Raw genomic sequence first — 18,966 nt, 5'->3', positions numbered from 1 at the left:
GCTTGAATTCTCCTGTACGCGGGAGGGTGCTGGTGAATGGGGGACTGCTGAAACGCACGTGAGCAGCGCACATGTGCGCAGGGTCACGCGCGCGGGCGCCGACGCGCCCAGTGTCTACTTCCGGCGCTTGTAGAACGGCAGCGCCACGACCTCGTACGGCTCGTGGCTGCCTCGGATGTCCACGCCGACGCCCGGGGTCCCCGGCGCCGCGTGCGCGGCGTCGACGTACGCCATCGCGATCGGCTTGCCGAGGGTGGGGGAGGGGGCGCCGGACGTGACCTCGCCGATCACCTCGCCGCCGACGACGACGGCGAACCCGGCGCGCGGGACCCTACGGCCCTCGGCGACCAGGCCGACGAGGACGCGCGGCGGCTGCGAGGCGGCGCGCCCGGCGGCCGCCTCCAGCGCCGTACGTCCGACGAAGTCGCCGTCCTTGTCGAACTTCACCACCCGGCCGAGCCCCGCGTCGAACGGCGTGAGGGAGGTGCTCAGCTCGTGCCCGTACAGCGGCATGCCCGCCTCCAGGCGCAGCGTGTCCCGGCAGGACAGACCGCAGGGCACCAGTCCGACGCCCTCGCCGGCCTTGGTCAGCGCCTGCCACAGCTCCACGGCGTGCTCCGGCCGGACGAACAGTTCGAAGCCGTCCTCGCCGGTGTAGCCGGTGCGTGCGATCAGGGCGGGGACGCCGGCGACGGTGCCGGGCAGACCGGCGTAGTACTTCAGGCCGTCCAGGTCGGCGTCGGTGACGGCGGCGAGGATGCCGGGGGATTCCGGGCCCTGCACGGCGATCAGCGCGTAGGCGTCACGGTCGTCGCGGACCTCCGCGTCGAAGCCCTCGGCGCGCTCGGTCAGCGCGTCCAGCACGACCTGCGCGTTGGAGGCGTTGGCCACCACCATGAACTCGGTGTCGGCCAGCCGGTAGACGATCAGGTCGTCCAGGATGCCGCCGTCCGGCCGGCAGATCATCGTGTAGCGGGCGCGGCCGTTCCGGACCGCCCCGATGTTGCCCACCAGGGCGAAGTCGAGAAGGGCGGCGGCCTGCGGGCCGGTGACGGTGATCTCGCCCATGTGCGACAGGTCGAAGAGCCCGGCCCTGGTGCGGACGGCGTGGTGCTCGTCGCGCTCGGAGCCGTAGCGCAGGGGCATGTCCCAGCCGGCGAAGTCGGTCATCGTCGCGCCGAGCGCGCGATGCACCGCGTCGAGGGCGGTGTGGCGCTGTTCGGCGGTCTGGTCGGATGCGGGGTCGGTACTGCTCATCGGGCGTTCGTCTCCCAAGGCATGACGGCACGGCGAGGTCGTTCCTCCCCATCTGTCATCGGAACCTGAGAGGTTCGCCATGACGCCCCGCACGGGATCGGTCATGACTTGCACCTTGGGTGGGGCCACTGGAGACAGCGGCCCGCTTTTCAGATGTGCCTCGCCCGCGCGGTAACGGGGCCTGAGAGATTCAAGGGAGGGACTTGCTCCTTCGGCGCCCCAGCGAAGCTGCTGCTGAGGACTCTCCCGCGCGGATTCAAACGGCCGGTATGCAGTTGGCGCGGCCATCATTGCACGGCTCGCCCCGATCACGTCAGGCCGCATCTGTAACCGGCTTGTGGCGGTACGCGCACGAAATCGCCGGGCGCGGCGCATTACCTTCTCTTTACGCTCGGTGGGGATGAGGACACCATCTGACCCCAGGGGAGGACGATCACGGTGAACAGGACGACCAGGGCAAGGCCCACGGCATTCGCGACCGGCTCGGGGATCGCGCTGCCCGCGCAGCCCGTCGCCCCGGCCCGGGAGGCGTGCGGCCCGCAGTCGGCGCCCGTCGTCCGCGACCTGCGCGAACGGGCCGGCCGCAGCCCGCACGGCCTGCACTTCGGCCCCCGTGACCTGGTCGTGGTCACCGGTCTGCCCGGCAGCGGCAAGTCCACCCTCATGCGGCGGACCGTGCAGGGCATCCGCGTCGACTCCCAGGACACCCGGGACCGCTGGGACGCCCGCGCCCCCCGCTTCCTGCCCTACGGCCTCTACCGCCCCCTCGTCCGGCTCGCCCACTACGCCGGACTGCGCCGGGCGCTGCGCAGCGGCGAGGGCGTCGTCGTGCACGACTGCGGCACCCAGGCCTGGGTCCGTGACTGGCTGGCCCGCGAGGCCCGCCGCCGCGGCGGCACCCTCCACCTGCTGCTGCTGGACGTCGCCGCGGACACGGCCCTGGAGGGGCAGCGCGAGCGCGGCCGGGGCGTCTCCCGGTACGCGTTCCTGCGCCACCGTCACGCCGCCGCCCGGCTGGCGCGCTCGGTGGAGAAGGGCCGGCTGCCCCAGGGCTGCGGCTCGGCGGTACTGCTCGACCGCGCGGCGGCCGACACGCTGCGCCGCATCGGTTTCACGGGCTGAGGGCTCGGGTGCCGCCCCCGGTACCCGCTAGCCTTTCAGCCACAGCGAAGTGAGCGGTTCTCAGCAGGCGGTAGGCAGATGGATTTCCCCCCGGCGAACTTTCCGACGGACTTCTCCGCGGACTTTCCGGCGCAGGCACACCCTCATCCGCACGGCGGATGGCCCGGCAACGAGCTGGAGGAGGTGCTCTCCGTCTCCCTCGGCGTGCCGGGAGCCGGCGGCCGGATCGTCGAGGTGCTCGGACGCAGCTTCGTCTGGGTGCCGCTGCCCGGCGGCGGCGGCCCGCACAGCGGCCCCCTCGACCTGCCCACGATGGAGATCGAGGGCCAGGTGTACGTGCCGGTCTTCAGCTCCGAGGAGCAGTTCCGGCAGGTCGTCGGAGCGCACATGTCGTTCACGATCGCGCCGGCGGTGGAGTTCGCCCGGGGGCTGCCCCCGCAGGTGGGCATCCTGGTGAACCCGGACGGCGTGGTCGGTGTCCCGCTGCCCCCGCCCGCCGTGGCCGAACTCTGCCGGGCGGGCCGCACCCCGCTGGACGGCACCGCGGCCGGCGGCCGGGTCCGCCTCTACGAGCCCGACTGGCAGGACGACCCGATCGACTTCCTGGCCGCGGCCTCGGCCGAGTTCGAGGCCACGGGCGTGGTCCGCACGGCCCGCCGCTGCCTGGCCGCCATCGAGACGGCGGACCCGGTGATGTTCGTGGGCGTGGAACTCTCCCGGCTGGAAGGCGACCTGAGGGCCCTGCCGCTGGAGGCTCTGGGCAGGGCCCTGGGCAGGACCTCGGCCCCCTGGCCGGTCAACCTGGTCCTCCTGGACGTCGCCCAGGACCCGGTGGGCGACTGGCTGCGAGCCCGCGTCCGCCCCTTCTACACGAGGGACCGGTGAAGCCACCCGAAGGGCGCGGGGCCGTGTCCGTGGGCGGCTCCGCCGCCGGGCGCGCCCGGCCACACACGATCCGCGGCCCGAAGATCACAGCGGGCCCCGAGGCCTCAACGGCCGGACCGGCGGAGCGCCTAAGCTGGACTCCGACGCGGGGCAACTTCTCGAAGGGGCGATAAAAAGTGAGCGCTGGCACTGCCGCGACCGGCTCGGTCGAGCACATGCTGCGCCAGGTCACGCCCGGGCGCTACGACGCCTACGAGGCGCTCCTGCGCGCGCTCGCGACCCCCTCCTCCGGCCAGGTCTGGATGCTGCTGTGGCACGGCCAGGCCGGCTCCCCGGACGCCCAGTACGGAAACATGGAGGTCGAAGGGCACGGCTACGCCCCCTGCGTCACCTCCGCACAGGAGCTCAGCGCGAGTGGCTGGAACAGGTCGTACGAGGTGGTGGACGGGCTGGACGTGGCCCGCACCCTCTACCCCGACCACTACGGGCTCTGGCTGAACCCGCACGCCCCCGGCGGCGGGGTCGGTATCCCGTGGCTGGATCTGCGCCGGATCGCCACCGGTCTGGAGCGTCAGCCGGCCGGGCCGCTGCGGCTGTCCGAACCGGGCATCGAGATCCCGCAGTTCTACGCCCTGCTCGCGCAGAACGCCCACCGTACCCCGGCGGTCCGCGCGTTGCGCCGCGCCTGGGTGCAGCCGGCGCTCGGCGCGCCCTATCTGGCCATCGGGCTCGACGTGTACGACTCCTCCCCGCCGGCCGTGGACGCCGTACGGGCGATGATGCAGCAGTCCATCGGGGCCGTGCCGGACGGGCTGCCGGTGTCGACGGTCGCCATGACGGACGAGTACGACCCCGTCGTGATGTGGATGCGTGCCACCGCCCGGCCCTTCTACGACCGTGAGGCGCACGCACCTGCCCCGGCCCAGGCTCCCGCCGGCGGCTACGGGTATCCGCCCACCGGACGTTACTGACCCCCGGCACGGGTCCGCCATAAAGTGGAGACCGGACTTCTTCGCGCGTAGATGAAGGCGATTGGTCCGTTTTTCGCCCGATCTGCCCCAATAAGCCACTGTCCGGGGGGCGTTACCCGCCGTCCGGATAACGGAACCCCACTACCCGGATCACGTTTACGCATCCATTCACTGCCAAGTCTGGCAACAGATCGCCAAAGCGTTGAAGACTCCCGCTCCAGGGGACTTATCCCCTGCGTATTACGGACTGATCACGCCGCTACAGCGGCAAGTGCGGGCCGGCTACCGCCGGTTGAGAGGGGTCCCTGCCAGATGACGGCACCATTGCACGAGCCGACCGCGGAAGCGGCCCCGAGCGCGGCCGAGGAAGCGTCGGTCGCCTCCAGCGGCGCCAAGGCCGTTCAGGGCCGTTCCCTGGGCCGGATCGCCTGGGAGCGCCTCAAGCGGGACAAGCTCGCCCTCACGGGCGGCGTCGTCGTGCTCGTCCTGGTCGTGGTCGCGCTCCTCGCGCCGGTCATCACCGGGCTGCTCGGGCAGGACCCGAACGAGTACCACGAGAACCTCATCGACCCGCTCTTCGGTACGCCCACGGGCTCCCTGGGCGGCGTCAGCGGCGACCACCTGCTCGGTGTCGAGCCGGTCAACGGCCGCGACATCTTCGCCCGCATCCTCTACGGCGCCCGGATCTCACTGCTGGTCGGCTTCCTGTCGGCCGTGGTCGCGGTGATCCTCGGAACGGTGCTGGGCATCCTCGCCGGCTTCTTCGGCGGCTGGGTCGACTCCTTCATCAGCCGGGTGATGGACGGTCTGCTCGCCTTCCCGCAGCTGCTCTTCATCATCGCGCTGGTCTCCGTCATGCCGAACGACCTGCTCGGCCTCTCCGGTTCGAGCGTGCGTGTCTTCGTGATGATCCTGGTCATCGGCTTCTTCGGCTGGCCCTACATCGGACGCGTGGTGCGCGGCCAGACGCTCTCGCTGCGTGAGCGCGAGTACGTCGAGGCCGCCCGATCGCTGGGCGCGGGGCGGCTGTACATCCTGTTCAAGGAACTGCTGCCCAACCTGGTCGCCCCGATCGTCGTGTACACGACGATGATGATCCCCACCAACATCCTCACCGAGGCGGCGCTCAGCTTCCTGGGCGTCGGTGTCAAGCCGCCCACCGCCTCGTGGGGGCAGATGCTCTCGAGCGCGATCGACTACTACGAGTCCGACCCCATGTACATGGTGGTCCCGGGTGTGGCGATCTTCATCACCGTGCTGGCCTTCAACCTCTTCGGTGACGGCGTCCGGGACGCGCTGGACCCGAAGGCCTCGCGCTGATCCGCCCCGTCGGGGATCAGCGAGAACAGCGAGCCGCAGAACCGCCGAAACACGGCGCCCCAACCGTCCCGTGGTCTTCACACGGGGTATCTCTCATCTATCCGGAGGATCCGAGATCGTGACTACCCAACGCACCTCAGGGCGGCGGAAGCAGGCATTTGCCGCTGCTGCCGCGGTCGCCGCGCTGCTGACCACGGCGGCGTGCGGCGGCGGTGGAGACGACGGCGACAAGGGCTCGAGCTCCGGTGCCGCCGGCTTCGACGCCGCGAACAACAAGGTCGCCCAGGCCTCCGCCGTCAAGAAGGGCGGCACGCTGAAGTTCGGTGCCGCGCAGGATGCCGACTCGTGGGACACCACGCGTGGCTACTACGGCATGATGTGGAACTTCGCGCGCTACTACAGCCGTCAGCTCGTCACCAACAAGGCCGAGCCGGGCGCTGCGGGCGCCGAGGTCACTCCGGACCTCGCCACCGAGACCGCGAAGGTCACGGACGACGGCAAGACCTACACGTACACCCTGCGTGACGGCATCACGTGGGAGGACGGCAAGGCGATCACGTCCAAGGACGTGAAGTACGGCATCGAGCGTGTGTGGGCGCAGGACGTGCTGTCCGGCGGTCCGACGTACCTGAAGGACGTGCTGGACCCCAAGGGCGAGTACAAGGGCCCGTACAAGGACACGTCCGCGGACAAGCTGGGTCTGAAGGCGATCGACACGCCCGACGACAAGACCATCGTCTTCCACCTCCCGCAGGCCAACTCGGACTTCGAGGAGATGCTGGCCCTGGTCTCGGCCTCGCCGGTCCGCCAGGACATGGACACCAAGTCCAAGTACGGCCTGAAGCCGTTCTCCTCGGGCCCGTACAAGTTCGCGTCCTACAGCCCGGGCAAGGACCTCAAGCTGGTCCGCAACACCTCCTGGAAGCAGGCCTCGGACCCGATCCGCAAGGCCTACCCGGACCAGATCACCATCCAGTTCTTCTCGGACGCCAACCAGCTCGACCAGCGTCTGATCAGCGGTGACCTGGACCTCGACCTGAACCAGACCGGCATGTCGCCGCAGGGCCGCACCACCGCCCTGAAGCAGCACAAGGCCAACCTGGACAACCCGGTCACCGGTTACGTCCGCTACGCGGTCTTCCCGCAGAGCGTCGCGCCGTTCAACAACATCGAGTGCCGCAAGGCCGTCATCCTCGGCGCCGACCACGTGTCGCTCCAGACCGCCCGCGGCGGTCCGGTCGCCGGTGGTGACATCGGCACCAACATGCTGCCGCCGTCCGTCCCGGGTGCCGAGGGCCAGAAGTACGACCCGTACGAGATCTCCGGTGCCAACAAGAGCGGCAACGAGGCCAAGGCCAAGGAGGCCCTGAAGGCCTGCGGTCAGCCGAACGGCTTCAAGACCACCATCGCGGTGCGTAACAACAAGCCGGTCGAGGTGGCCACCGCCCAGTCCCTCCAGGCGTCGCTGAAGAAGATCGGCATCACCGCCGAGATCGACCAGTACGACGGCTCGCAGACCGCCGGCATCATCGGTAGCCCCTCGAACGTGAAGAAGAAGGGCTACGGCATCATCATCATGGGCTGGGGTCCGGACTTCCCGTCCGTCCAGGGCTTCGGTCTGCCGCTGTGGAACAGCAAGTACATCTCCGAGAGCGGTAACAACAACTACGCGCTCATCAACGACAAGACGATCGACGGTCTGTTCTCGTCGTACGTCACCACGCTGGACGACGCCGGCAAGACCAAGATCGCCACGGAGATCAACCACAAGGTGATGGAGGGCGCGTACTACCTGCCCTTCGTCTTCGAGCGGTTCCTCAACTGGCGCTCGGACAACCTGGCGAACGTCTACACCACCGACGGTTACAGCGGTCAGTACGACTTCGTCAACCTCGGCCTGAAGAACCCGAAGAAGTAGTCCCGGCACACCCGCCGAACGGCACGAAAGGCAGGTGAAGGCCGGCGCGGCGGACCCGCGGGTCACTGGACACAATCCGGTGGCCCGCGGTCCGCGGCGGGCCGAGAGCTGTGCTCGCTTACCTCATCAGGCGGCTGTTCGCCGCCGCAGTGATGCTCGTGGTCATCGTCATGGTGGTCTTCGGCATCTTCTTCCTCATCCCCAAGTGGGCTGGCGTAGACATCGCCTTGAGCTTCGTGGGCAAGCAGGCCGACCCTGCCGCCGTCGAGGGTGTGCGCGAGAAGCTGGGCCTGGGCGACCCGATCTACGCCCAGGTCTGGGAGTTCTTCAAGGGCATCTTCGCCGGGCGGACCTACACGGGCGGTGGCGATTCCATCCACTGCGCCGCTCCGTGCTTCGGCTACTCCTTCCGCAGTGAGCAGTCCGTCTGGCCGGTGCTGACCGACCGCTTCCCGGTGACCCTGGCGCTCGCGCTCGGTGCCGCCGTGCTGTGGCTCATCTTCGGTGTCTCGGCGGGTGTGCTCTCCGCGCTCAAGCGGGGCAGCCTGTGGGACCGCGGCGCGATGGTGATCGCGCTCTCGGGCGTCTCCCTCCCGATCTACTTCACCGGCATGGTCGCCCTGTCGATCTTCGTGTACGGATTCGACCTGTTCGACGGGCAGTTCGTACCCCTGGAGGACAGTTTCAGCGGGTGGTTCGGCGGCATGATCCTGCCGTGGGTCACCCTCGCGTTCCTGTACGCGGCCATGTACGCCCGCATCACCCGGGCCACCATGCTGGAGATCCTGGGCGAGGACTACATCCGCACCGCCCGCGCCAAGGGCCTCAAGGAACACACCGTCATCGGCAAGCACGCCATGCGCTCCACGATGACTCCGCTGCTGACGATGCTCGGCATGGACCTCGGCGCCCTCATCGGCGGTGCGATCCTGACCGAGACGGCGTTCAACCTGCCCGGCCTCGGCCAGGCGGTGCTCAACGCCATCAAGAACCAGGACCTGCCCATCATCCTGGGCGTCACCCTGATCACTTCTCTGGCGGTGCTCGTCGCCAACCTCGTGGTGGACATCCTGTACGCCGTGATCGACCCCCGAGTGAGGCTCTCATGACCGAACTCAGCAAGAGCGGAGCGGCCGTGGGCGAGCCCACCCCCGCCTCGCCCGCGCCGACCGCCTTCCTCGAAGTGCGCGACCTCAAGGTGCACTTCCCGACCGACGACGGACTGGTCAAGTCCGTCGACGGGCTCAGCTTCCAGCTGGAGAAGGGCAAGACCCTCGGCATCGTGGGCGAGTCCGGTTCCGGCAAGTCGGTGACCTCGCTCGGCATCATGGGTCTGCACACCGCCGGCCAGTACGGCAAGCGCAAGGCCCAGATCTCCGGTGAGATCTGGCTGGACGGCACCGAGCTGCTGTCCGCCGACCCGGACCACGTGCGCAAGCTGCGCGGCCGTGAGATGGCGATGATCTTCCAGGATCCGCTGTCGGCGCTGCACCCGTACTACACGATCGGTCAGCAGATCGTGGAGGCGTACCGGATCCACCACGACGTCACCAAGAAGACGGCCAAGCGCCGCGCGGTCGAGATGCTCGACCGGGTCGGCATCCCGCAGCCGGACAAGCGCGTCGACAGCTACCCGCACGAGTTCTCCGGCGGTATGCGTCAGCGCGCGATGATCGCGATGTCGCTGGTCAACAACCCCGAGCTGCTGATCGCTGACGAGCCGACGACCGCCCTGGACGTGACCGTCCAGGCGCAGATCCTCGACCTCATCCGTGACCTCCAGAAGGAGTTCGGCTCCGCGGTCATCGTGATCACCCACGACCTGGGCGTCGTCGCCGAACTCGCCGACGACATCCTGGTGATGTACGGCGGCCGCTGCGTCGAGCGGGGCCCGGCGGACAAGGTGTTCTACGAGCCCCGGCACCCCTACACCTGGGGTCTGCTCGGCTCGATGCCGCGGCTGGACCGTGAGCAGCAGGAGCGCCTGATCCCGGTCAAGGGCTCCCCGCCCTCGCTGATCAACATCCCGTCCGGCTGCGCCTTCAACCCGCGCTGCCCGTACGCGGACCTCCCGAAGGACAACGTCACCCGCACCGTCCGGCCCGAGCTGGCCGAGGTCGGCAGCCGGCACTGGGCCGCCTGCCACCTGGGCACGGAGCAGCGGGAGCGTATCTGGACCGAAGAGATTGCGCCGAAGCTGTGAGTGACGACGAGAAAGCGGTGAAGATCCCCGCGCAGGCCGAGGGCCCGACGCAGGGCGCGACCCTCACCAAGGACCCCGCCCCGGGCGAGGTCCTGCTGAAGGTGACCGGCCTCCAGAAGCACTTCCCGATCAAGAAGGGCCTGCTCCAGCGGCAGGTCGGGGCGGTGCACGCGGTCGACGGCATCGACTTCGAGGTGCGCTCCGGTGAGACGCTCGGTGTCGTGGGCGAGTCCGGCTGTGGCAAGTCCACGATGGGCCGGCTGATCACCCGGCTGCTCGAACCGACCGCGGGCAAGGTCGAGTTCCAGGGCAAGGACATCACGCACCTCGGCGTGGGCGGCATGCGTCCGCTGCGCCGCGATGTGCAGATGATCTTCCAGGACCCGTACTCGTCGCTGAACCCGCGTCACACCATCGGCACGATCGTCGGCGCTCCCTTCAAGCTCCAGGGCGTCGAGCCCGAGGGCGGCATCAAGAAGGAAGTCCAGCGGCTGCTGTCGGTCGTGGGTCTCAACCCCGAGCACTACAACCGCTACCCGCACGAGTTCTCCGGCGGTCAGCGTCAGCGCATCGGCATCGCCCGCGCGCTCGCGCTGAACCCGAAGCTGGTCGTGGCGGACGAGCCGGTCTCGGCGCTCGACGTGTCGATCCAGGCGCAGGTCGTCAACCTGCTGGACGACCTCCAGCAGGAGCTCGGCCTCACCTACGTGATCATCGCGCACGACCTCTCGGTCGTCCGGCACGTCTCGGACCGCATCGCGGTGATGTACCTCGGCAAGATCGTGGAGCTGGCCGACCGCGACCTGCTCTACAAGTCGCCGATGCACCCGTACACCAAGGCGCTGATGTCGGCGGTGCCGATCCCGGACCCGCGCCGCAAGCACGCCAAGAGCGAGCGGATCCTGCTCAAGGGTGACGTGCCCTCGCCGATCTCGCCGCCGAGCGGCTGCCGCTTCCACACCCGGTGCTGGAAGGCGACCCAGGTCTGCAAGACCACCGAGCCGGTCCTCGTCGAGCTGCGGACCGGCCAGCAGGTCGCCTGCCACCACCCGGAGAACTTCGAGGACCAGGCCCCGCAGGACACCGTCCTGCTGACCGTCGCGAAGGAGGCGGCGGAGCTGGTGGCCGACGAGGTGCTCGCGGAGTCGGCGGAGACGTCGGCCGCGGTGGCGGCGGAAGTGGCGGCCGAAGCGGCTGCCGAGCCCGTCGTGACCGCCGAGCCGACCGCGGCCACCGGGGACGCCGAGACGGCCGGCGAGGCCGCCCCGGAGGCTTCCGGTGACGACGCTCCGGCCAAAGAGAAGTAAGTAACACCGAGCCCCCGCCTTGCAATGTAAGGCGGGGGCTTCGTGCTGGGTGAGAATATAGGGGTGCTCCATCAAATCTTCAGCCCCTCCGTCCAGCACACGCTCGACCTGATCGGCATCTTCGTCTTCGCCATCTCGGGCGCGCTGCTGGCCGTCCGCAAGAACTTCGACGTGTTCGGCATCGCCATGCTCGCGGAGGTCACGGCGCTGGGCGGCGGAGTGTTCCGGGACCTGGTCATCGGGGCGGTGCCGCCGGCCGCCTTCACCGACCTGGGGTCCTTTCTCACCCCGCTGCTCGCCGCCCTCCTGGTCGTCTTCCTGCATCCGCAGGTGGAACGCATCCAGACGGGCGTCAACGTCTTCGACGCGGCCGGCCTCGGCCTGTTCTGCGTGACGGGGACGACGAAGGCGTACGACTACGGGCTCAACCTCACCGCGTCGGTGGCACTGGGCCTCGCCACCGCCGTCGGCGGCGGTGTGCTGCGCGACGTGCTGGCCAACGAGGTGCCCTCACTGCTGCGCTGGGACCGCGATCTCTACGCGGTCCCGGCGCTCGTCGGCGCCACCATGGTGGTGCTCTGCATCCACTACGACGTGCTCACCCCGCTGGCCAGCGGACTGGCCGCGATCACGGCCTTCGTGCTGCGGCTGCTCGCGATGCGGTTCCACTGGCGAGCGCCGCGTGCTTGGAATCGGCGCTCGACGGTGCGCGAGGAGTAGCCGCCTTCGCCTTCCCCTTCCCGTCGGGGGGCACCGGGCGCTGGTCCAGCTGCGTGGTCAGCCAGCGGAACGCCGGCACGACCTGCGGCCGCCACAGCGCCATGGTGTGGCCGCCCGCGCCGCTCGGGATGTAGACGACGTGCACGGCCGTCGGTGCCTTCGCCTCCTGCCGCAGGGCCAGGGCCGCCTCGTAGCCGTCCTTCGGCTGGCCGGAGAGGTAGAGGGCCACGGGCGGCGGCACGGTGGACCTGCGCAGCAGCAGGTAGGGGTTGTTGGCCCGGCGCAGGGCGGGGCTCTGCGCCGCGAGGGAGTGGGGCTCGACGATCGGGTCGCTGTACCCGGACAGGCTCACGGCCGCCCGGTAGCGGTCCGGGTGGGCGACGGCGAGCTTGGCCGCGCAGTGGCCCCCGGCGGAGTACCCGGCGACCGCCCAGCCCTTGGGCGCGGGCTGGGCCCGGAAGTTGTCCCTGACCATCTTCGGAACGTCGATGCTGAGCCAGCTGTCGGCGTTGACGGTGCCCGGCACGTTGGCGCAGCCGGTGTCCACGCCCGGCAGCAGTGTGGTGCGCGGCGCGACCAGGATGAACGGGGCGACCTTGCCCGCGCGCATCAGCGGTGCCAGCTGCTCGTGCACGTGCAGCGTCCCGTACCAGGACTTCGCGGAGCCCGGGTAGCCCGGCAGCAGCTCCACCACGGGGAAGGAGCGGTGCGCGTAGGCGGGCTCGTCGTACTGCGGGGGCAGCCAGACGTAGACCTCGGCGTTGACGCCGGAGACCCGGCCCTCGACCTGGGTGACGCGTACCCCGCCCGCCGCGTGCATGCCCGGCCCCTCGGCCTGGGTGAACGTCTGCCGGACCTTGGGCAGCCGGTCCAGCGCGATTCCGCCGGTGCCGTCGGCGCCCAGATCGGCGGCCTGCTGCACATGGGTGCCGGTGCCCAGCAGGTCGTCCCAGGTGTCGTACAGGCCGTTGGCGTTGTTGACCAGGACGAAGACCAGGGCCACGGCCGTGCCCTGGGCGAACAGCAGCATCACCATCCGGGCCGCGGCGCGCAGGACCCGCGGCCCGCGCAGCCGCGACCACATCAGCAGCGGCAGCGCGACGGCGACCACGGACAGCGCGATCAGGGTGTAGAGGAACGGAGTCCCGGTGAGGCTCATGTCCTTGCAGAGGGGAATCCGGGCGTCGAGGTTACGGACGAGTTCGGACACTTACCAAGAAATTGCCGACCGCTCACCCGAACCGGTCACCGGTGAGCCCTGAATCGGTCATGACCGGGGCTCGATCTGTTCATCCGGCCGTAGCGCGGTCGCCGCACGGCCGTAGCAGCCAAAGCTACCGCTTAGTAATGAGCTGTTGTACGGTTCAGGCATGCCAGAAGCAGCTACCGCGGCGGCCGAGCCGGCCTCCATCGCCCTCGTCACGGCCCCGACCGGAGACGGTGAGTTCGAGTTCGACCGCGACACCGCGCTCACCCGACGTGCGCCCGGCGTCTACGACATCGACCTCTCGGCCGGCTGGACGATCATCAGCGCCGTCAACGGCGGCTACCTTCTCGCCGTCCTCGGCCGCGCGCTCGCGGACGCCCTGCCGCACCGTGACCCGTTCACGATCTCGGCGCACTACCTCACGGCGTCCCAGCCCGGTCCCGCGGTCGTCCGCACGGACGTCGTGCGCACCGGCCGCACCCTCTCCACCGGCCAGGCCTCGCTCTTCCAGTACGACGAGAACGGCGCCGAGGTCGAGCGGATCCGGGTCCTCGCCTCCTACGGCGACCTCGACACCCTGCCGGACGACGTCCGTACGACGGCGAAGCCGCCCGCGATCCCGCCGATGGACCAGTGCTTCGGTCCCGAGGACGGCCCGGCGCCCGTCGACGGCAGCTCCGCGATCGCCGACCGTCTGATGCTCAAGCTCGATCCGTCGACCCTCGGCTGGGCGCTCGGACAGCCCTCCGGGAAGGGCGAGATGCGGGCCTGGTTCGGCCTGAAGGACGGCCGCGACCCCGATCCGCTCTCCCTCCTCCTCGCGGTGGACGCGCTGCCGCCCACCGCCTTCGAGATCGGCCTGCGCGGCTGGGTCCCCACGGTCGAGCTGACGGTCCACGTCCGCTGCCGTCCGGCTCCGGGCCCGCTGCGCGTCTCCATCACCACCCGCAATCTCGCGGGCGGCTTCCTGGAGGAGGACGCCGAGGTCTGGGACAGCGCGGACCGACTGGTCGCACAGTCACGGCAGTTGGCCCGGGTCAGGCTCGGCTGAGCCCCGGTGTGCGGGGGCTTGTGTCACGGAGCTGTACCAGCGCACCGACCGGTCCACCCGGGTGAACTCCCAGGTCGGCAAGGTTCCTTGAGAAGTGCTTTACCTGATTGACAGTCGGGGGACAGACGGGCCCCAAGGAAGGCCTAAGCACCGTTGGTTGAGTTCCGGTCTCAGGTTCTCCTCATCATCTCCGGAGCTGTTTCTCATGAAGCGTGCGCTGATGCCCGTCCGTCTCGTCCCCGCGGTGGCGTTGCTGGCGCTCTCGCCCCTCGCCCTGGTGGCCTGTGGCTCGGACGACTCCTCCTCGGGCAGCGGGACGTCCGCCCAGCAGTCCTGCTCGCCGCCGTCCGGCAACCCGTCGGGCATGCCGAGCGGCGCCCCCTCCGGGGCCCCGTCGGGTGCGCCGACCGGTGCCGCCTCGGGGCAGCCGACGGGCACCCCGACCGGCGTCCCGTCGGGCATGCCGAGCGGCGGTCCCGGCGGTGGTGGTCAGGGTGGCCCCGGCGGCGGCCAGGGCGGCGGCTGTGGCGGTCCGGGCGGCGGCCAGGGGCAGCAGGGGCAGCAGGCCCAGCAGCAGGGCTGACGGCGGTTCGACCACAGGGGCGGCGCACCCGTTTCCGGGTGCGCCGCCCCTGTGGCGTACGGGCGCGTCGGGGGGCCGTCAGTCCAGCCAGTGCCGGCGGCCGATGCTGATGAGCCGCATCTGACGGGCGGCGAGCCGGCTGACCCGCTCCCGCTCCTTCGGCGAGGACTCCAGCGCCTCCAGGAACAGCGAGGCCGTGATGAGCATCTGGTCGACGTAGAGGTGCGAGAGCATCAGCAGGTCGTCGTCGTTCCAGTCCTCGGCCTCGGCGTCCTTGGCCAGTTCGGTCTTCACCTCTTCGGCGAACCGGGCCAGTTGGTCCCGGATCGCCTCCCGTACCGGCTGTACTCCGCCATGTCGCTCACGGGCGATGAAACGGACGGGCGCGGGGTACGCGGTCACATGACCGGCGATCAACTCGACAGCGCGCGTGATGCGTTCCTCGCTCGTGCCGTCCGCGGTCACGGTGGTGCGGATCATCGGGTGGAGGCTGCCGAGCGCCTCCTCGACCAGGGCCACGCCCAGATCCGCGGTGGAGCGGAAGTGACGGTAGAAGGCGGTCGGGGCGACCCCGACGGCACGGGTGACCTCGCGCAGCCCCAGGCTGCTCAGGCTCTGCTCCTCCAGCAGCACCAACGCCGCGTCCATGAGCGCCTGCCGCGTCTTCTGCTTCTGGGCCTGCCGGATGCCGAGGGTGTGACTCATGTCATCCAGTTAACAACTGTTCTCTGGAATTGGAAAGCCGGGGTACACGCTAGACTCAAGAGTCAGTGAACAAGTGTAACCACAACTGTTCACCCAAACTTTACGGAGGGGGATCCGATCCCATGCTGTTCCTCGTTGCGGCCCTGCTGCTGTTCGGCGTGGTCATGGGCACCGTGGCCCACGCGCCGTTCGCCTTCACCCTCGTCGCCGCCGCCGTGATCGCCGCCTGGCTCGGTGTCTTCGCGCTCCGCGAGCGCCACGGCCGTCGTCGGCACACGACCCACTGACCCGTCGCACTTTCCTCCACAGGAGCTGACCAGCCATGCAACTCACCGCACCGGCCACCACCACCCGCCGCACCGGCATCCGGGACACCGACGGAATGGCCGTCGCGTCCTTCGTCCTCGGTCTCCTCGGCCTGCTCGTCCTCAACGTCTTCCTCGGCCCGATCGCCATCGTCCTGGCGTCGGTCGCCCTCTGGCGCGGTACGGCCCGCCGCGGGCGTGCCTTCCTCGGACTGGGTCTGGGTGTCGCCGACCTGCTGGTCCTGGTGGCGTTCATGCAGGCCGACTCGACGGTTTCCTGGAGCTTCTGACCGCTAGGGCTCACCTGGCAGCGAGGCGTGCCACCCGGCCCCCGTAGAATCGGGCCCACCATGGCATACCTCGACCACGCCGCGACCACGCCGATGCTCCCCGAGGCGGTCGAGGCACTCACCGCGCACCTGGGCGTCACCGGCAACGCCTCCTCCCTCCACGCGGCCGGCCGGCAGGCCCGCCGTACGGTCGAGGAAGCCCGGGAGACCCTCGCGGACGCGCTCGGCGCCCGTCCCAGCGAGGTCGTCCTCACCTCCGGCGGCACCGAGGCCGACAACCTCGCGGTCAAGGGCCTGTACTGGTCCCGCCGCGACACGGACCCGGCCCGCACCCGCGTCCTGGCCAGCCCGGTCGAACACCACGCGGTCCTCGACGCCGTGCACTGGCTCGGCGAGCACGAGGGCGCCACGGTCGAGTACCTGCCGGTCGACTCCTACGGGCGGGTCCACCCCGAGGCGCTGCGCGAAGCCGTCGCCCGCGACCCCCACGACGTGGCCCTGGCCACCGTCATGTGGGCGAACAACGAGATCGGCACGATTCTGCCGATCCGTGAACTGGCCGACGTGGCAGCCGAGTTCGACGTCCCGCTGCACGCCGACGCGGTGCAGGCCTTCGGTCAGATCCCCGTCGACTTCAGCGCCTCCGGCCTTGCCGCGATGACGGTCTCCGGCCACAAGATCGGCGGCCCGTACGGCATCGGTGCCCTGCTCCTCGGCCGCGAGTACACCCCCGTACCCGTGCTGCACGGCGGCGGCCAGGAGCGTCATGTCCGCTCCGGCACCCTCGACGTCCCCGCCATCGCCTCCTTCGCGGTCGCCGGACGCCTCGCCGCCGAGCAGCGCGAGTGGTTCGCCCGCGAGATCGGCGCCCTGCGCGACGCGCTGATCGACGCGGTCCGTACGGCCGTCCCGGACGCGATCCTCGGCGGGGACCCGGTGGACCGGCTCCCGGCCAACGCCCACTTCACCTTCCCGGGCTGTGAGGGCGACTCCCTGCTGCTGCTGCTCGACGCCCAGGGCATCGAGTGCTCCACCGGCTCCGCCTGCACGGCCGGCGTCGCCCAGCCCAGCCACGTCCTGCTCGCCACCGGCACCGACCCGGACCTGGCCCGCGGCACCCTGCGCTTCTCCCTCGGCCACACCTCCACCGAGGCCGACGTCGAGGCGGTCGGCAAGGCCATCGGCCCGGCGGTGGAGCGGGCGCGCGCCGCCGGACTGACGTAGCGCCGAGGGTCTGCGGGTGCGGTGATGTGCGGCTGCGGCTGCCGCCTCTTGTTCAAAGGTGCGTGCCGGCCGCCGCCCCCACCATGGACCTGGCCCGGTGCGCCGGGCCAGGGGCTGCGGCCGGCACTTCCACTGCCGGCGGCAGCCTGCTCAGGAGGCTGGAGCGACTGGCCCGGGGTGCGACCGGCCCGCTGGGGCCGGCCTAGCCGTCCGTGACCATGAGGGCCGCCATCATGCCCTCGTCCTCGTGCTGGAGAAGATGGCAGTGGAGCATGTACATGTACGTGTCGTCGGTGAAGTCGGTGAACTTCATCGCGATCTTGATGGAGCCGCCGCCGACCACCTCGAACGTGTCGAACCAGCCCAGGTCGACGCCGGTCGGCGCCTCGCCGTTGATCTCGATCACCTGGTAGGGCACGTCATGCAGATGGAACGAGTGCTCGAGCTGCGTGCTGTTCGCGATCGTCCAGACCTCCTCGGCGTCCAGCGTGGTGCTGATCATCGCCATTCCGGCCATGGTGGTGCCCACCGAGCCGTTGATCGACATGGTCCCGCCGGTGCCCTGACCGAGGGTGATCGTCCGCGCGGTGAAGTCGCTCGTGTCGTACCGGGTGATGGTGTTGAGCGTGCTCGGCAGGGCGGCCGGGGTGTCGGTGGCGTCCGGGGTCACGGTCAGGAAGTCGTACGTGCCGCTGCCGCCGCGGATCCAGCCGGTGGTGACGACGGCCTGGAGCGTGACCGCGTCCTCGAGGTCGAGGACGAACTCCGCGCGGGCGCCGGCCACCAGCCGGATCGTGGTCACCTCGGTGGGCTCGGTGAGATAGCCCTGGTCGGTGGCGATCTGGGTGAGCGTCCCGCCGTCGCCGCGCTGGACGGTCATGATGTCGGCGGGGGAGGCGTTCAGGACCCGGAAGCGGGTGCGCTTCTTGGTGGCGGTGAAGCCGAGGGTCGTCGAGTCCACGTTGGTGCCGTTGACCAGCACCGGGAAGACGACGCCGGAGCTGCGGTAGCCGGTGGCCTCGTACTTGATGTCGCCGGCGGCGTCGACCGCCAGACACTGCAGGATGAGCGGGATGTCGTCGACGCCGTACTCGCTCGGCAGCGCGGCCGAGACGTCCGAGTCGTCCTCCACGATGATCATCCCGGCCAGGCCGTGGACGACCTGTTCGGCCGTGGTGCCCAGGGCGTGCGGGTGGTACCAGAGGGTCTTGGCCTCGTCGAGGACCTCGAAGGTGGGCGACCAGGTCACGCCGTCCGCGAAGGCGTTCTGCGGGCCGCCGTCCATCTTGGGCGGGATGTGGGCGCCGTGGAAGTGGACCGAGGTGTCGGCGCCCAGGGTGTTGGTGAAGTTCATCAGGACCGTGTCGCCCTTGGTCCACTTCATGGTGGGGCCGAGGTACGCACCGTTGTAGCCGGCCGTGGTGCTGGTGACGCCGCTGAGCACCTCGCCGGTGCCGGTCTTCGCGGTCAGGGTGTAGGTGGTGGTGCCGTCGGTGGTGGTGGCCTCCAGCAGGTCGGGGATGGTGAGGGTGCCGGTGGCGTCGGCGGCGGACGCCTTGTTGCCGTTGCCGCCGGTCAGCAGGGAGAAGGTGACCCCGGCGGTCCCGACGGCGGCCAGCCCGGCCGCCCCCGCCATGCCGCTCAGGAACTTGCGCCGGTGCAGGCCCTTGCCGTGCCCGCCCTTGCTCTCGCCGCTCTTCGTGTGGCGCTCGTCCTTGGCGCCGCGGTCGCTTCGCGCGTGGGCGCCCTTGCTCTGCCGTCCCGCGCCGGAGGCGGGATCTGTGGTGTGGGTCATGGCCGTGGAGCTTTGGGCTAAGGCCTATGTGAAGACTGGGTCGAACATAGGAGTGAGCCGAGGAGGCTGTGCGGCCGCCGTGTGCTGCAACTCCCTTGAAGAA

18 protein-coding genes and 1 riboswitch are annotated in these 18,966 nt (G+C 70.1%); of the genes, 14 read left to right on the top strand and 4 right to left on the bottom strand.

Annotation, left to right across the window (positions count from 1 at the left end; translation table 11 throughout):
- Nucleotides 1-114: 114 nt before the first annotated feature.
- Nucleotides 115-1,257 carry a glycine cleavage system aminomethyltransferase GcvT gene (gene gcvT, locus OHU34_RS13215; RefSeq protein WP_142266252.1) on the bottom strand — a complete coding sequence of 381 codons (1,143 nt, stop codon included), beginning with the start codon at nt 1,255-1,257 and terminating at the stop codon, nt 115-117.
- A gap of 159 nt (nt 1,258-1,416) precedes the next feature.
- Nucleotides 1,417-1,516: riboswitch (glycine riboswitch) on the bottom strand.
- 173 nt (nt 1,517-1,689) lie between these two features.
- On the opposite strand from gcvT, the gene OHU34_RS13210 reads away from it, so the two are divergent.
- From OHU34_RS13210 to OHU34_RS13170, 9 genes are all read left to right on the top strand, one after another.
- Complete coding sequence (locus OHU34_RS13210; protein ID WP_142266253.1) at nt 1,690-2,379, top strand: AAA family ATPase; 690 nt, start codon at nt 1,690-1,692, stop codon at nt 2,377-2,379.
- A gap of 78 nt (nt 2,380-2,457) precedes the next feature.
- On the top strand, nt 2,458-3,264 hold the full coding sequence (locus tag OHU34_RS13205) for an enhanced serine sensitivity protein SseB (protein WP_142266254.1): 807 nt from the start codon (nt 2,458-2,460) through the stop codon (nt 3,262-3,264).
- A 215-nt stretch (nt 3,265-3,479) separates the two neighbouring features.
- Nucleotides 3,480-4,235 carry an enhanced serine sensitivity protein SseB C-terminal domain-containing protein gene (locus tag OHU34_RS13200; RefSeq protein WP_020131390.1) on the top strand — a complete coding sequence of 252 codons (756 nt, stop codon included), beginning with the start codon at nt 3,480-3,482 and terminating at the stop codon, nt 4,233-4,235.
- A 312-nt stretch (nt 4,236-4,547) separates the two neighbouring features.
- Nucleotides 4,548-5,555, top strand: coding sequence for an ABC transporter permease (locus OHU34_RS13195; protein ID WP_142266255.1), 1,008 nt, complete (start codon nt 4,548-4,550; stop codon nt 5,553-5,555).
- Nucleotides 5,556-5,673: 118 nt separating this feature from the next.
- Nucleotides 5,674-7,473 carry an ABC transporter substrate-binding protein gene (locus OHU34_RS13190; RefSeq protein ID WP_142266256.1) on the top strand — a complete coding sequence of 600 codons (1,800 nt, stop codon included), beginning with the start codon at nt 5,674-5,676 and terminating at the stop codon, nt 7,471-7,473.
- Between the two features lie 110 nt (nt 7,474-7,583).
- Nucleotides 7,584-8,582 carry an ABC transporter permease gene (locus OHU34_RS13185; protein ID WP_020131393.1) on the top strand — a complete coding sequence of 333 codons (999 nt, stop codon included), beginning with the start codon at nt 7,584-7,586 and terminating at the stop codon, nt 8,580-8,582.
- The gene (locus OHU34_RS13180; protein ID WP_020131394.1) at nt 8,579-9,676 is read left to right on the top strand and encodes an ABC transporter ATP-binding protein; all 1,098 of its coding nucleotides are present in this window, start codon (nt 8,579-8,581) and stop codon (nt 9,674-9,676) included. The genes OHU34_RS13185 and OHU34_RS13180 overlap by 4 nt, the downstream gene beginning before the upstream one ends.
- Nucleotides 9,673-10,983, top strand: coding sequence for a dipeptide ABC transporter ATP-binding protein (locus OHU34_RS13175; RefSeq protein WP_230194587.1), 1,311 nt, complete (start codon nt 9,673-9,675; stop codon nt 10,981-10,983). The genes OHU34_RS13180 and OHU34_RS13175 overlap by 4 nt, the downstream gene beginning before the upstream one ends.
- Before the next feature lie 63 nt (nt 10,984-11,046).
- The gene (locus OHU34_RS13170) at nt 11,047-11,703 is read left to right on the top strand and encodes a trimeric intracellular cation channel family protein (protein WP_230194586.1); all 657 of its coding nucleotides are present in this window, start codon (nt 11,047-11,049) and stop codon (nt 11,701-11,703) included.
- Here OHU34_RS13170 and OHU34_RS13165 read toward each other — a convergent pair.
- Nucleotides 11,612-12,862 (bottom strand): esterase family protein, encoded by a 1,251-nt coding sequence (locus OHU34_RS13165; RefSeq protein WP_142268074.1) that lies wholly within the window; start codon nt 12,860-12,862, stop codon nt 11,612-11,614. The two genes, OHU34_RS13170 and OHU34_RS13165, sit on opposite strands and share 92 nt — an antisense overlap.
- 211 nt (nt 12,863-13,073) lie before the next feature.
- On the opposite strand from OHU34_RS13165, the gene OHU34_RS13160 reads away from it, so the two are divergent.
- On the top strand, nt 13,074-13,961 hold the full coding sequence (locus OHU34_RS13160; RefSeq protein ID WP_020131398.1) for a thioesterase family protein: 888 nt from the start codon (nt 13,074-13,076) through the stop codon (nt 13,959-13,961).
- A gap of 205 nt (nt 13,962-14,166) precedes the next feature.
- Nucleotides 14,167-14,544: a hypothetical protein gene (locus OHU34_RS13155; RefSeq protein ID WP_142266260.1), complete on the top strand. Its 378-nt coding sequence runs from the start codon at nt 14,167-14,169 to the stop codon at nt 14,542-14,544.
- A 78-nt stretch (nt 14,545-14,622) separates the two neighbouring features.
- Here the strand turns inward: OHU34_RS13155 and OHU34_RS13150 are convergent, their stop codons facing one another.
- Nucleotides 14,623-15,249 carry a TetR family transcriptional regulator gene (locus tag OHU34_RS13150; RefSeq protein ID WP_142266261.1) on the bottom strand — a complete coding sequence of 209 codons (627 nt, stop codon included), beginning with the start codon at nt 15,247-15,249 and terminating at the stop codon, nt 14,623-14,625.
- 122 nt (nt 15,250-15,371) lie between these two features.
- On the opposite strand from OHU34_RS13150, the gene OHU34_RS13145 reads away from it, so the two are divergent.
- The 3 genes from OHU34_RS13145 to OHU34_RS13135 are packed head-to-tail and all read left to right on the top strand — an operon-like array spanning nt 15,372 to nt 17,068.
- Nucleotides 15,372-15,536: a hypothetical protein gene (locus tag OHU34_RS13145; RefSeq protein WP_200839816.1), complete on the top strand. Its 165-nt coding sequence runs from the start codon at nt 15,372-15,374 to the stop codon at nt 15,534-15,536.
- 35 nt (nt 15,537-15,571) lie between these two features.
- Nucleotides 15,572-15,844, top strand: coding sequence for a hypothetical protein (locus OHU34_RS13140; protein ID WP_020131402.1), 273 nt, complete (start codon nt 15,572-15,574; stop codon nt 15,842-15,844).
- Nucleotides 15,845-15,904: 60 nt separating this feature from the next.
- Nucleotides 15,905-17,068, top strand: coding sequence for a cysteine desulfurase family protein (locus tag OHU34_RS13135; protein WP_405766418.1), 1,164 nt, complete (start codon nt 15,905-15,907; stop codon nt 17,066-17,068).
- 202 nt (nt 17,069-17,270) lie between these two features.
- On the opposite strand, the gene OHU34_RS13130 is transcribed toward OHU34_RS13135, so the two are convergent.
- Nucleotides 17,271-18,863, bottom strand: coding sequence for a multicopper oxidase family protein (locus OHU34_RS13130; RefSeq protein WP_405766416.1), 1,593 nt, complete (start codon nt 18,861-18,863; stop codon nt 17,271-17,273).
- Nucleotides 18,864-18,966: the final 103 nt, after the last annotated feature.

The sequence above is a fragment of the Streptomyces sp. NBC_00080 genome, from assembly GCF_045041255.1.
GTDB lineage: Bacteria > Actinomycetota > Actinomycetes > Streptomycetales > Streptomycetaceae > Streptomyces > Streptomyces coriariae.
Note: the sequence above shows the minus strand (reverse complement) of the source record. Positions and strands in the feature narration are given on the sequence as shown.